The sequence below is a fragment of the Photobacterium salinisoli genome (genome assembly GCF_003614885.1).
In the GTDB taxonomy this organism is placed as follows: Bacteria; Pseudomonadota; Gammaproteobacteria; order Enterobacterales; family Vibrionaceae; genus Photobacterium; species Photobacterium salinisoli.
The window spans coordinates 755,405-767,632 of record NZ_QZMS01000011.1 but is presented as its reverse complement, the minus strand read 5'-3'; the positions used below and the strand labels follow the sequence as shown (position 1 = coordinate 767,632).

Genomic DNA, 12,228 nt, shown 5'->3' with positions numbered 1-12,228 from the left:
CTCGTTCCTGAGCCTGTTTGGACATAGGGTGATTACGGACGCGCTGCTTCTACCAGCGCGTCCTCAGATGACATTAACTGAGTTCAGACTCTGCACCGGAAATCAGGTCAAACTCTTCTTCCGGCGCATTGGCCACAATGCGATGACGGCTGTACAGCGCAAAATAGGTCAGCATCACTGCATAGAAAAGGGCAGACCAAAGCGCGGCTTGCAGGCTCACCACAAAAGTGGATGCCAGCGCCACCAGCGACAGGAGCAACGCAATGCCCGATGTCAGCGTGCCGCCCGGTGTCTTGTAGGGGCGCTCGAGCGCAGGCTCTTTGCGGCGCAGGATAATATGAGACAGGCTCATCAGGGCATAAGACACAGTCGCGCCGAATACCGCCATAGTGATCATCAGATCCCCTTCCCCGGACAGCGACAACAGAAAGCCGATCACACCGGGGACAATGAGCGCCCAGACAGGCACTTTACGCTCACCGGACAGGGACAGAAAACGGGGCAGGTAGCCGGCACGTGACAGCGCAAACACCTGGCGCGAATAGGCATAGATAATTGAGAAGAAACTGGCAATTAAGCCAAACAGGCCTACAAGGTTAACGAATTTCGCCGCCAGCGATTCCGTGCCGTGGACCGACTGCAGCGCCCCGACCAATGGCGCACTGTGTGATTTCATGGCTTCGGCCCCGGCACCGCCAGGTACCAAAATCAACACCAACGCGGCAAACACAATCAGAATCAGCATGGAAGCGATAATGCCTCGCGGCATATCTTTAGCCGGATTCGTCGCCTCTTCTGCCGCCAGCGGCACCCCTTCGACCGCCAGGAATAACCACATGGCAAATGGCAGTGCCGCCCATATCCCCATGTAACCTTCAGGTAAAAAGGCACTGGCGCCGGCGACATCAGAATTAACAGCAATATCGAAAAGGTTGTTGATGTCAAAATAGGGCAGCATACCCAGCGCAAAGACAATAATCGCAATCACTGCCAGCAAGGTGATCCCCATCATGATGCGCAGCGCTTCTCCGGCGCCCCACAAATGAATGCCGACAAACACACAATAAAACGCCGCATAGACTACCGGGCCGTCAATACCGATTAACTCATTGACATAACCACCGATGAATATCGCAATCGCGGCAGGGGCAATAGCATATTCCAGCAAGATAGCCGTGCCGGTTAAAAAGCCTCCCCACGGGCCCATGGCCCGGCGGGCAAAACTGTAACCGCCGCCCGCCGTGGGAATGGATGACGACATTTCGGCCAGGCTCAGCACCAGGCACATATACATCAATCCCATGACTATGGTGGCCAGTAACATGCCGCCAAACCCGGCCCGCTCTAAGCCAAAGTTCCAGCCAGCGAAATCCCCGGAGATCACATAGGACACCCCCAGGCTTGCCAGCAGTACCCAGCCTGCCACGCCTTTTTTGAGTTGTCGTTTACGTAAGTATTCGTCAGAAACGGTATGAGTTTCGACGGCTTGATCCTTGCTGCCAGACATAACTTTTCCTTTTCAACAGTGAATGAAGTTAAATCGCACATCTTGTTAATCATTTGTTAACTTACTGGCGATATAACTACCCCGGCAACAAGAATCAGTCAGGTTAAAACTAAGGTATAAGTTTTATTAATACTAAGTGGCTTTTGCGTGACGACAAGTCGTTATGTAATGAATCTTAAAAGGAAAATAACCGGCTTCTGTGGTCATTTATACCAAGTCAAACGCTACTGGCTGACCTAGCGGCGGGCAAAAGGATCAAAAAGGCGGGGGAGTAAAAAAGTCTCTGAAGAGAAGCCTGTCAGGCTTAGATTTGAGTTGAATTAAACAATATCCTTCAGCAAGGGAGATCCTGCCCCCTTGCTGAAGAACCCGTTATCTATCAGCAGCGGCTATCGAACCTGTCTTGCCAGCTTGAAAGCGCCAACCAGTCGATCCAGTTTCTCTGCCAGACCCGCCAGATCCTGACTGGTTTTTTCCAGTTCCATACTGGCATCCAGCCCGGCCTGAACCGCCTGATTCACTGTATCCATGTTGAGATTGATTTCATTGGCTACACTGGATTGCTGCTCTGTGGCCGTGGCAACCTGAGTATTCATGTCCAGAATCGCAACCACCTGTCCTGAAATTTCGTCCAGTGCACTCAATGCGTCTTCCGTGGCTTTGGTGCCTTCCTCTGTCAGGGATTTACTGCTTTCCATTGCAGACACTGCATTCTTGGCTTCATGCTGCAACTGGTCAATCATACGCTGGATTTCATCGGTCGACTGGGCCGTTTTGGTAGCCAGATTACGCACTTCATCCGCAACGACCGCAAATCCACGGCCAGCTTCACCGGCACGGGCTGCCTCAATGGCCGCATTCAGTGCCAGCAGATTGGTTTGCTCGGAAATGCCGCGAATCACATCCAATATTGAGCCGATCGACTGAGTTTTGTCTGCCAGTGTTGCAATCACAGCAGACATGTTATTCATTTCACCGGCCAGATGATTGATGGTGTTGGTTGCCGCTTGCAGCGTCTTGCGTCCGGCCTGAGTTTGGCTGTTCGCGCTACCTGCCGATTCAGCGGCACCGGCTGCGTTATTGGAGATTTCATTGATTGTCGCGATCATTTCATTCATCGAGGTCACCACCAGCAGCGTCTGTTCGCTCTGGTCCTGCCCTCTCGACAATGCATGCACCGACTGATCACGCAGCGACGCAGCAGAGCGTCCCAAGCCAACACCGGTATCAACCACCTGAACGATAATGTCGTTGATCTTGCTGACAAAGGTATTGAATGCCTCTGAAATACGGGCGATTTCATCATTGCCTTTTACCGGCAGCCGTACCGTCAGGTTGCCATCGCCTTTGGAAATATCTTCCAGCGCCTGCTGCAATCCGGTGAGCGGCATGAACAAACGGTTCAGTATCCACATCAGAAAAACCGCGCAAATGACAAAAATAATGATGATGGCGGTCAGCTGGGCAATCACAATTTCACTGGCGGCGTTATCGACTTCTGTAATCGGAATACCAACGTCAAACGCGCCATAAAGCGCTCCGTTCACGTACACAGGCATCATGATGTCGTATACCCACACTTTCTGAACATCCGCATACCACTTGGAGTGTTTCGGTTTACCTTGTCCAGCCCCTTCCACTGTGTAGCTGTCGTCATAGACTTTGTTCAGCTTTTGCGGATCACTGTGGGCAATGGCCGTGATGTTTTTATTAATCACCACAGCATAACTGATATCACTGCGCTGCTTGAGCGACAACACCAGTGCCTGTAAATCCTTTTCCGGCTGCTGAGAGTTCTCGAGCACATACTCAACATTCTTTGCCAGTAACTCTGCCTGAGCCTGCGATTTTTTCAGAATAATACTGTCTATTTCCTGATGAGAAATATACGAGGTCGACCAAATACTCGCTATCGCTGCAATGGCAAACATTGCACAGACAACCATCACTATAAATTTTTTCATTAAACGTTAACCCTGACTGTGTGGATTTGTAAAAAACATCAATATCAATGAAATAGATACACTCACGAACTTATTTTTGTTGTGCTGAAAAATCCAACATGTAACAAACAGTGGACGACAGAAATGAGAAGACATAATGCGCACCCGATTTCATCAAAGATGACGGGTGTTAATCTATTTTTTTAACGCTTTATCTGCCTGTTTTGAGGTGAATGCACATTTTCACATCGCCGTATGCCCATAAGGTATTTAGCTTCATCTGCAAACAGCAAACAGGGACACGTTTTTGTTAGCCGCTCCCCCGATACTCTTGCTGACATATGACACACGTTCCCAGCAGATGAAGGTGAACTGAATGAAACTGCTTGTCCTGTTCTTCGTCCTGACTCTTTCTGCCTGTTCGTCAGAAGAAAACATTGTTTTCCAGAGCGGCGAACATCAACTATCCGGGGTATATTTGCCACCAACAGGGAGTAAAACAGGCAAAGCTGTGCTGCTGTTCGTTCATGGTGACGGTGAGATGCCCCATGACGCTTACGGATATTACCCTTTGCTGTGGGATCAGCTCCGTGCCGAAGGTTACGCGATAATGAGCTGGGATAAACCTGGCGTCGGGCAATCAACCGGAAACTGGCTTGAGCAGTCGATGGCAGACAGACAAGCCGAAGTGCTTGATGCCATTCAATGGGTACAATCCCGCTATGGCTTTACGGCCCGGCAAACCGGTTTAGTGGGGTTCAGCCAGGCTGGTTGGGTGCTGCCGTCTCTGGCCGTCGATCACCCGGCACAGTTTGGCTTTATGGTTGGTGTTGGCTTTGCGACAAATTGGATTGAGCAGAGCCGTTACTATACCCGGATCAAACACACAGAAGCCGGGGCGACAGAGGCAGAGATTCAGGCAGCCCTCCTGGCGTTTGACGAGGAAATTACCTTATTGCTTCAAGCGCCCGACTATACAGACTATCTGCAGGCGATGGGTGAGCACGCCATGCCGGAAGACAGGTATCACTTTGTTTTGAAGAATCTGCAGTCAGATGCCAGCCAGGATTACCCGCTGATACACACACCGGCTCTGTTCATCTGGGGAGAAGATGATCTCAATGTCGATGCCCGGCTTGAGTTTGAAAGAAAGCAGCGCGCTTCAAATCCCTTTGTCTCAACCCGGCTGATCGCAAGCGGTAATCACGGGCTGCTGGATTCAGCCTATTTTCCCAGACAGAGCATGGATACACTGGATCTGCTCAAACTACACTGGCTAGGCGAATCGGCGCTGGCACCCGACACCGTTCCGACGCTGATCCACTGGCTGAACCAGCAGACACAACAAACCGCTCACTCATCCTGGCTGAGCCTGCTGCGGGCTGACAGCCCGCATAAACCCATGCCAGTAACACTGCAGCAGTAGTTAGCGAGGCTATCGCGAGCAAATCAGGACCCGTCAACACCTTGCAAATTATTGCATCGAGGTGCATAGTGACACCCACTTTCACTTCGCCCTTTCAGCCATGAAACAGAGCCCGGATTCTTTTGATACCTTAACGGCACTCTATGAACTCGTGCCCGAGAGCACCCTGCTTGCACCTTTGGCTGACAATGTGCGAAAGCGCTTCGAAATGGCCTTGCAGCTGATGCACAGTACGCTCAGTGAAAGACTGACCTGGGAGCAAATTGCCAGCAGAAGTGCCATATCGCCCTTTCATTTTCACCGACAATTTACTCAGTTGTTCAATGAAACGCCGGGGCAATATTTACACCGCATCAGGCTACAATATGCCATCTCACAGTTGCTGATGTCGCGAAACAGCACAATTACCCATATTGCACTGTCTTCCGGCTATTCCTCGTCGCAGGCACTGGCGAAAGCCCTGAAAAGGGAAACCGGTTATCAGGCAAAACAAATCAAAGCATTAGGACAAACGGGCACGCCAGACGAAACCATCGCTTTACTCAGTAAACTGGCGCATCCCAGCCAGCATCGCACCTGCGAAGTAATACAACCGCCCATTGAACAGCAATTGGCTTCATCTATGCCGTGTGAATTAATCTGGTTTCCGGCAAGAGGGATTTACACGCAGACAGTTCACAGAGGAGACTGGCACAGCCTGTTCAATCAACACGGGCAGCAGACGGCCAAAATGCTCTGCGCCACACCCGTGCTGGAGCTGGATCGCCCCTGGCATGACATCACATCCGTCACAGGAAAATGGCGAACACCGCCAGAGCCAAACGACCATCTGATTGCAGAAGGCTACTATTTATGTACTAAAGTTCGCGTCGCCTCTGACATTGCTTACCTCAATGCCCTTGAGAGCCTGTTCCGGCAAGCCGAATTACTTGGCTATCCCCTCGACAATCACGGCAGCCTGATCGAAATACTGCTGGATATGGATACCCGTTTCACGGGTACAGCCAGTTTTCATTTTCAGATCCCGGTTCAGTTGGCGCAAATGCAGGATGGCTAAGTTGTAGTATAAAACATGACTTACACAGGCCCTTACTGAATCAAACCACCGCCATCCACATCAATTGATGTAACGAATACATCGGCTGTGCCGACTTGGATGCCGAGGAGACTAAGTAGAGGAACCAGTACTTGATCAGCTACCAGAAGAATAACAGGTTTAAGTATTGGTTCGACAATAACTGACAATAATGTACTAACCAAACCATTAATTGCTGGAGTAACTAGAACATCTAATAATCCCAAGGGATCTAAAAAACTCTTAACACTTGTTGTTATAACTACATTTAGGTTAGTTAACAAACCATCAAGATGCTCATTGATAGGTGTTTCTAACCCATAAACATCTGGTATATCTCCATGCTCGGCATCAATTAATAGAGTTTTTTCTTCGGGTGGTGAAACAGGAATATTTGCGCCTAAATTTATATTCAACTCCAACGCTCCTCCAAGGAGTCCCGCCGAAAGTTTTGCTGGTATATTTGTATTTCCTTTATCTCCAAGTTTTATTGCGGCAACTGTAGGTGTAACCCCAAATTTCATTTTATAACCATCAATATTACAATCTGTCATATCTAGCAATCTCGCTTCAGCTTTAGCTGCTTCTAATGACAACCCAAAAGCTAAGTTAGTTTCCACGAGATTTGGTATTGTTGGAAGCGGTAAGTCGATCCCAATATCTAATCTTATCTGCGCTGTTTCAACACTCGTCGCTGACCCATTCTCAGGCACAGGAAGAACACCTACTTTAAATTTTGGGGGCTCAATAATAGTAGCATTTAACTCTAACCCCAGAAGACCCAAGCCTAAAGATTCTCCTGTATTAATTTTCAAAGTATCAATTGCAATAGCATTAGCTCCATTTGCAGCATAAATAGCACCTGATACCAAGTCATAAATAGCAATATTACTAACTAGTGCCGCACGACGAATTTCTTCATTCATTGCATCATCAGAGCCAGCGGCAAGTTGAAGAATATCTGAAATTTTAAATTCTAATTCATTTACATTTAACATTGTTGTTGGATTGCTAATACCCTCTAAATCGCTGATTGCACTTGCTGCTAATAATTGACTAGTATCAACAGCTTCAATCATAGCATTAATAAAATCAGCAATAACAATTTCGCTATCCAAAACCTGATCCAGTTCAGCAACAGAAAGTTCAACGTCTAAAAGGTTTTTATCCTCCATAACAGATAGTAACCTACCTATTTTTACATGTGTTTCGATTAAACCTTTATATGAACCTATGTCGACATTTCCTCCTAGGATTTCTCCCAACAATAGATTAGCAAGATTTCTCTTTTCAGAATCTAAATCTATATTTACTAAACCAGATCCCACCCCAAACTCGACTGAAATCTGTTTATACACCGCCGCCGACGCACTCAAAGTGACATCATTGGGGTTATACAGCTGGGAAATCAAACTGCCGGGCACGGTTTTACTGAGGGTGACTCTGCCGGCACTTTTGACGGCCGTGCTCGCAGGTTCGAATTGCCACTCGTTGCCGGAAATCTGCGCGGCACCAAATTCAATGGTGGGGTTGGATGCTGTGGTATCAAAGCCATTGGCTGCCAGATTCTGTTTGACCAGGGTCTCCAGGGCTTCTTTATTGTTGATTCCGTCTATATAGCAGGCACTTCGCCCTAAGCTGAGTGCTGCTAAATCGGCCTGTTTCTGGAGCTTGCGTTTTTCCATGTACAGACGGCCGGTGTCGACGGCCATCGCCAGGAACAGCACCATGCTGACCATGAGTAAAATCAGACCGATCCCGACCGCGCCGCGCTGGCGGGATAGGCGAGAAAAACGACCAGGCGATCTCGATGGACTCAACATATCCTAGCTCCTCAGGACGACATTCAGTGATAACACGGATAGACCAGTGTGCCGCCAGTGCTGATGGATCAGCCTCATGTTCGGTAAGTGGATGCCCGCCTGCGCGGGCATGACAAGTCATGGGCGGAAATCTGGCGTTTCGTTCACCATTAACTGCCGCCAAAATTATCTTTAATAAATTTGTCCGGAATCGGGTGGCTGAAGCTTTGCTGCATACGCTCTTGTGTTGCCTTCGCAGCTTCCGGCGTCAGGGTATCGGTCTGGGATGTTGCCATCTGGCCGCGCGTCTGCATATTCAGCCAGAGCTGAGTCATGTTCTTGCGCTCACTTTTCATGACTGGCTTTAACTGTGCTGTTGTGGTGGCAGGATACGGACTGATTTTGCCCGGTTGAGCCACTGAACGTGTTTCTGCTGCCTGCGTCGGCACGGTTTCTGCCATAACCTGTGCAGCAGTGGCTGCGAGCGCAAACGCCACCACAATGATCAAAGAGGTGTCTGTCCTTTTCATCACAAAGCTCCTGTCCTATCGTTGCCCGATTGAGAAGGATCCAGCTGCAACGGCCTGAAGGCAGTAATGGCATCCATCATTTCCTGCTGATCGGCATAGTCCCATTCAAACCGGGAAGCCAGCGTAGCAGCCGCTTGTTTCTGGTTAGTTTTCAGTAAAATAAACCACAAATTTTTCGCCGCATTCGGATGCGAAGGATTCAGTTCAAGCGCGGTCAGCAATTCGTCTCTGGCTTTTTTATCCTGTCCTGTAACCAGCAGCAGAAAGCCAAGATCATTACGGACATCGGCTTCAACCGGGGCGGCTTTGGCCGCTTTTTCCATCCACTTCATGGCGTCCTGCATATTGCCCTGATACGAAGCGATCAAACCCAGTCCGTGATACGCACTGCCAGCCAGGCAAGTGTTCAGCATCTCTTTATACAACGCGGAGGCTTCATCCCATTTGCCCAGTTTGCGGTAACTATCGGCACGCATGATTTTCACGCTCAGGCCATCCTCATCCAGATCATCCAAAGCCGCCAGCGCCAGGTAATACTGGCCTTGATCCATTTGCTGTTTCACCATCGACAGCTTCATGCCGTCTTTGGCGATCAGTGTTTCACCACAAGCACCAGACTGTACGGCTTTGTTGGCTGTTTGCTGGGCCGTTTCTTCCTGCGGCGAACCGGCGCATGCCATCAGCGTCATTGCCAGCAAGCCGCCTGCCCAATAACGGCCATGTCTGAACGATCGGTTCCTTAGCGGGTTTTTCATATGTGCATCCTTGTCATTCTTCTTCTTTTTTTACAGCCACAGGCTGAAAACAAAAGGCATCAACTGCCTATTGCTTTGATGAGTGCCATGAACCCCGGTCCGGCTAACACGACAAACAAAGCCGGAAACAGAAACACCATCATGACCACTGACATTTTTCCCGACAGCTTGGTGACTTTTTCCTGCAACTGAGTCCGCCGTCTGTCCTGCAGCAACTGAGACAACTGATTCAGCGAAGCCGACATATTGCCCCCGGTTTCAGACACCTGTGCCAGCATGGTTAATAAATCCTGCATGCCCGTGGAATCATTCACACTGGCCACTTCGCTGAATGCCGAAGCACGTTCCTGGCCTGCTTCAATTTTGCTGAGCACCAGTTTCAGTTCCTTATTCAGCTCAGGGGTCAATTCAGACAGTTCTCGGGTCAAAGTGCGTAACAGGCTCTCCAGCGACAGACCGACATCCCACAAAATTTTCATCACCTGCAGGCCGATGATCATTTCTTCGTCAATCACTCTGGTCCGCCTGGCAGCTTTTTTCTTCAGCCACTGAATGGTGAGGTAGGCCGTACCCAGAGCACTGATAAATACCAGGCTGATTTTATTGTTTACCGATGCCTCGGCCTGAATGAGCTGACTGGCAAACACCAACTGAACGGCACACCACACGGCGGCCATCCTGAACACAGCCAGTGTTTGCTCGCGGTTGGAGATGTATCCGGCTTTGCGCATCATCTCCAGAATTTCGCTTAGAAATGAGGCATTACGTCGCTTGGTTTTGCCCCACAACATCTGGCCGGTCTGAATCACACGCTCACCCGGTGTCTTACCCAGCGATTTGGCAAGGTTTTGCTCCACACTGCGTGCTTTTTGTACTTTGACTGACCAGTACATCAGACCGGCCCCGCCTGCCGTGAGCAATAAACTGGCAATGATCAAATAAGCGGTGACTGTCATTATGTTTACCTGCCTTTACATCTGTCTCACTTAAACTGGCAATATGACCCCAGCCAAACCAGTTTATAACGACCGAACCATGCGCCACAGCACCAGGGCGCCAAGCACCTGGGCTCCAATACCCAGCATCAGCGCCTGCCGGCCGGACTCATCAGCCCACATAGACAACAACTGCTGAGGATTAGACACCAGCATATACATAGCCATGGCCGTTGGAGCCACGCCCATCACCCAGGCCGTCACCCGGGTTTCTCCTGTCATAGATTTCAGTTCCCGCTGACTGCGTTCCTGCTGATGCAGCAGCTCAACCAAGTTCTCCAATGCCGCCGTCACACTGCCGCCAAACTGATGATTTACCTTAAACACAGAACCAAGCAGGGCAAATTCCTGTACACCCGTTATCTTGGCTTCTTTATAGAAAGAGTCATAAAGTTCTGTGCCCAGGCTGGTACGCTGCACTGCCCGCTGAGCAATACTGTGTAAAGGGTTATTAATGGCGGGCAGCACCTTCTCAACCGCTTTGTTGAGCGACATGCCAACATGTACACGGCGATTAAGGTGATCGATGAACCCAGGTAGTTGCTGAAGAATTTTCCGGCGTTTATTACTTTTCCGAATCTGACCCAGCAGGAGAATCAGCCCCACAGAAGCAAGCAGACCAATGCCCAACCCACCGATACCTGACACACGCGCCAGCACGAAAGGGCCGCACAGCAGGCAAACTCCATAAATCACCAGCATGAAGGTTGATGTACTCAGCCCAAGTCTCTGCCAGTTTTCCAGCATGCGATCCCTGCGCTGTACAGGCCGCTCGTTAGTGCGCTGTTTTGGGGATTTGTCTGTCGCAGCTTTGGGGGTCACCGCTTTGGGACGCCGGGTTGCAATGACCATCAATACGCAGCTGGCAATCAACAAGACCACCGCGATAAAGATCGCGCTGTTCATAGCCCTTCCTCCAGCTTGTTACGCAGGTGGGCAGACATAGCATCCACGGTCAGGAAGTCTTCCGTCTGCTGGTTGTATTTATACAGCTCCTGAATGCGGATCTGATCGTCTGCCACGTCTTGGACTTCAACAATGTGAGTAATGACCCGCTTACCGTTTGGCAGGCGTGAAACCTGCACAATCATATCCAGTGCGGTGGCAATTATTTGTTTAATCAGTGATTCTGTGGAAGTGAAACCAGCCAGTGTGACCATCATTTCCAGCCGCACCAGCGCATCACGCGGTGAGTTGGCATGCAACGTACTCATCGATCCCTGGTGCCCTGTGTTCATTGCCTGCAGCATATCCAGCACTTCCCCCCCCCGGCTTTCGCCCAGAATGATGCGGTCTGGCCGCATCCGCAGGGCATTTTTAAGCAAATCTCTGGCGGTGACTTCGCCATGGCCTTCCGAGTTAGGCGGACGGGTTTCCAGACGGACAACGTGCCCGTTCCTGAGCTGCAGTTCGGCGGCATCTTCAATGGTCACAATACGCTCACCGGTATTGATGTACTGGCTGAGAATATTGAGCAAGGTGGTTTTTCCTGATCCGGTTGACCCGCTGATCAGAATATTAAATCGCGATTTCGCGCAGCTTCTCAGCAACTGATGCATGGCAACACTCATGGCACCATTCTGAATTAAGGTATCTGCCGTCAGACCTTCTTTTTTGAATTTCCGGATAGACAGACAAGGACCGTCAATAGACAGCGGAGGAATCACCGCATTGATCCGGCTTCCATCGGGTAAACGGGCATCCACCATAGGGTTGGACTCATCAATTCGCCGGCCGATTGGCGATATCATGCGACGAATAACCCGCAATACATGCTGATCGTTCATGAACCTCAGGGAAACCCGGCTTAACTGACCACTTCGTTCAACATAGATATTTTTCGGGCCGTTAATCAGAATATCGTCGATGTTTGGATCATCCAGCAGGTTCTGTAACGGGCCGAAACCGACGATCTCGTCCATCAGTTCAGTGACCAGATCCTGCATGTTCAGATGTTGATTCACTTCCTTATGCTGCTGAAAATACTGGCGAACATAATCATGAACATGCGGCTGCATTTCCTGTCGTTCCATCTCAAACATCAGGCCATCTTCTTCGAGCTGCTCAATAATGTAGCGGTGCAGTTCCGCTTTCAGAGCCAGCGTCGATTCTTCCTGCTGAATCACCAATTCCCTGCTTGGCCACACCATTTCATTTCCCATACCGACTCCTTGATTTGAGAAATCACCTGAGGA

At 49.8% G+C, this 12,228-nt stretch carries 10 protein-coding genes; 2 read left to right on the top strand and 8 right to left on the bottom strand.

Annotation, left to right across the window (positions count from 1 at the left end; translation table 11 throughout):
* Positions 1-73: 73 nt before the first annotated feature.
* The gene (gene eat / locus D6M16_RS14815) at positions 74-1,507 is read right to left on the bottom strand and encodes an ethanolamine permease (protein ID WP_120512623.1); all 1,434 of its coding nucleotides are present in this window, start codon (positions 1,505-1,507) and stop codon (positions 74-76) included.
* Between the two features lie 389 nt (positions 1,508-1,896).
* On the bottom strand, positions 1,897-3,438 hold the full coding sequence (locus D6M16_RS14810) for a methyl-accepting chemotaxis protein (RefSeq protein ID WP_205576934.1): 1,542 nt from the start codon (positions 3,436-3,438) through the stop codon (positions 1,897-1,899).
* Positions 3,439-3,826: 388 nt separating this feature from the next.
* Here D6M16_RS14810 and D6M16_RS14805 point away from each other — a divergent pair, with 388 nt between their 5' ends.
* Together D6M16_RS14805 and D6M16_RS14800 are read left to right on the top strand one after the other, a co-directional pair.
* Entirely contained in the window at positions 3,827-4,876 is a 1,050-nt protein-coding gene (locus D6M16_RS14805; RefSeq protein ID WP_120512621.1) for an alpha/beta hydrolase family protein, read from the top strand.
* A 61-nt stretch (positions 4,877-4,937) separates the two neighbouring features.
* Positions 4,938-5,933, top strand: a complete 996-nt coding sequence (locus D6M16_RS14800; RefSeq protein ID WP_162941052.1) for a helix-turn-helix transcriptional regulator — start codon at positions 4,938-4,940, stop codon at positions 5,931-5,933.
* Positions 5,934-5,965: 32 nt separating this feature from the next.
* Here the strand turns inward: D6M16_RS14800 and D6M16_RS14795 are convergent, their stop codons facing one another.
* The 6 genes from D6M16_RS14795 to D6M16_RS14770 form a co-directional block, all read right to left on the bottom strand.
* The gene (locus D6M16_RS14795) at positions 5,966-7,774 is read right to left on the bottom strand and encodes a pilus assembly protein TadG-related protein (RefSeq protein WP_120512619.1); all 1,809 of its coding nucleotides are present in this window, start codon (positions 7,772-7,774) and stop codon (positions 5,966-5,968) included.
* 149 nt (positions 7,775-7,923) lie between these two features.
* The gene (locus D6M16_RS14790; protein WP_120512618.1) at positions 7,924-8,283 is read right to left on the bottom strand and encodes a DUF3613 domain-containing protein; all 360 of its coding nucleotides are present in this window, start codon (positions 8,281-8,283) and stop codon (positions 7,924-7,926) included.
* Positions 8,283-9,038, bottom strand: coding sequence for a tetratricopeptide repeat protein (locus tag D6M16_RS14785; protein WP_120512617.1), 756 nt, complete (start codon positions 9,036-9,038; stop codon positions 8,283-8,285). Before D6M16_RS14785 ends, D6M16_RS14790 begins: the two co-directional genes overlap by 1 nt.
* Positions 9,039-9,097: 59 nt before the next feature.
* A complete protein-coding gene (locus D6M16_RS14780; RefSeq protein WP_120512616.1) occupies positions 9,098-9,994 on the bottom strand; it encodes a type II secretion system F family protein in 897 nt (298 codons plus the stop codon).
* A 63-nt stretch (positions 9,995-10,057) separates the two neighbouring features.
* Complete coding sequence (locus tag D6M16_RS14775) at positions 10,058-10,939, bottom strand: type II secretion system F family protein (RefSeq protein ID WP_120512615.1); 882 nt, start codon at positions 10,937-10,939, stop codon at positions 10,058-10,060.
* On the bottom strand, positions 10,936-12,195 hold the full coding sequence (locus D6M16_RS14770) for a TadA family conjugal transfer-associated ATPase (RefSeq protein WP_240435629.1): 1,260 nt from the start codon (positions 12,193-12,195) through the stop codon (positions 10,936-10,938). The genes D6M16_RS14775 and D6M16_RS14770 overlap by 4 nt, the downstream gene beginning before the upstream one ends.
* Positions 12,196-12,228: the final 33 nt, after the last annotated feature.